Here is a 1,949-nt window from a genome sequence, read left to right on the forward strand (position 1 = left end):
CCCTTCGCCGTGCTCTCGGTGGGCGGGTCCGCCTCCGACGTGGGGCTGCTCGCGGCCGCCAGCCTCGTGCCCACGCTGCTGTTCTCTCTGGTGGGCGGGGTGATCGGCGACCTGAGGGTCCTCACCTCGTACACGGCCGTCCTGTTCGAGCACCCGGGGCTCGCCCGCTCGGCTCTGGTGGCCCGCCCGTCCGGCGCGCGCTATCTGGACCTGGTCGAGGCACTGCTGTCCCTGCTCGACGAGGGCGGTGTCCCCGCCGACCGGGCGGCCTGGGCCATCGACCTGCTGCTGCAGTTCGCCACCGCCACCGCTGCGGAACACGCCGCCGGGGAGGAGGGCGCGACCGAGGCCGGGGGCGAGTGGGCGGCGCTCGCCGCCGCGGTGCGCGATGCCTCCCGCGAGCGGCACCCGCACATCGCCGCGCGGGGCACGGACCTGCTCTCCGGTCCGGGCGAGGCCCGGCTGGACTGGGGCTTCCACGTCCTGATCAACGGCGTCCTGCGCACACCCCGCCCCGCCACGCCCGCCGTGCCTGCCAAGGCGGACACGCCTGCCAAGGCGGACACGCCCGCCACGCCTGGCGCGCCGAACGCGCCCGTATCGCCCGACACGCCGTGAGCGTCCCCTGCCGACGGACGCCCGCGGGCACCGCCGTCACCGGGCGCCGACGGTCACCCCCGTACGGAGGAGATCAGCCATGACGAACACCCACCACCCCATCGCCGTGATCGGCGCCGGTCTGGGCGGCCTCACGCTCGCCCGCGTACTGCGTCTGAACGGCGTCGAGGCGGCCGTGTACGACCTGGACGCCTCACCGGCAGCCCGCCCCCAGGGCGGCATGCTCGACATGCACGAGGACGGGGGCCAGGCCGCTCTCCGCGCGGCGGGTCTCCACGACGGGTTCCGTGCCCTCATCCACGCCGGGGGTGAGGCCATGCGCATCCTCGACCGGCACGCCACCGTCCGGATGGAGGACGCAGGCGAGACCGAATCGCGCCCGGAGGTCTCCCGGGGCGCCCTGCGCGACCTCCTGCTCGGCTCGCTGCCCGAGGGCACCGTCCGCTGGGGCGCCAAGGTGACCGCGGCCCGGCCGGCGGGGGACGGCCGGCACGAGGTGACGCTCGCCGACGGGAGCACCTTCACCACCGACGTGCTGATCGGCGCCGACGGCGCGTGGTCGAGGGTGCGGCCCCTGGTCACGGACGCGACCCCGGTCTACTCCGGGCTGTCCTTCGTCGAGATGCACCTGCTCGACGCCGACACCCGCCACCCGAGGGGTGCCGAAGTCGTCGGAGGCGGCTTCCTGTTCGCGCTCGGCGAGGAGAAGGGCCTGCTGGGCCACCGCGACCCGGACGGCTCCCTGCACGTCTACGCGGCCCTGCGCACGCCCGCCGACTGGGCCGTCTCCGGCGCCGTCGACTTCACCGACGCCGAGGCGGCCAGGCGAAGCCTCCTGGAGCACTTCGACGGCTGGGACGAGAGCCTGCTCTCCCTCATCGCCGAGGCGGACGGGGAACTCGTCGCCCGGCCGATCCACGCGCTGCCTCCCGGCCTGCGCTGGGAGCGCGTCCCCGGTGTCACCCTGCTCGGCGACGCGGCCCACCTGATGTCCCCGTTCGCGGGGGAGGGCGCCAACCTCGCGATGCTCGACGGCGCCGAACTCGCCGCCGCCCTCGTCGCCCATCCCGGCGACACCGAGAAGGCCCTCACCGTGTACGAGGAGTCACTGTTCCCGCGCTCCGAGACCTCGGCGGCCGAGTCCGCCGCGAACCTCGCCGTCTGCTTCGGCCCGGACGCGCCGCAGAGTCTGGTCGACCTGATGAACCGGTACCGGGACGACGAGGCCGACCGACGTCTTCGCGTACTCCTGGGCCCAGAACAGGTCGTTGCGGTACGCCGCCATCTGGGGCGTGTCCGCCACGAAGACGGCGAGGTCCCGGTCCACCAGG

General features: G+C 74.8%; 1 protein-coding gene and 1 pseudogene. Both read left to right on the forward strand.

Translation table 11 applies throughout. The annotated features are described in order from the left end of the window. A partial coding sequence (locus tag ACWEBX_RS39730; protein WP_451889569.1) for a TetR/AcrR family transcriptional regulator C-terminal domain-containing protein occupies positions 1–618 on the forward strand: 618 nt, incomplete at its 5' end. A 79-nt stretch (positions 619–697) separates the two neighbouring features. Then, positions 698–1,636: pseudogene (locus tag ACWEBX_RS39735) on the forward strand (FAD-dependent oxidoreductase); the annotation flags it as partial. Between the last annotated feature and the right edge of the window lie 313 nt (positions 1,637–1,949).

The sequence above is a fragment of the Streptomyces sp. NPDC005070 genome, assembly GCF_053600395.1.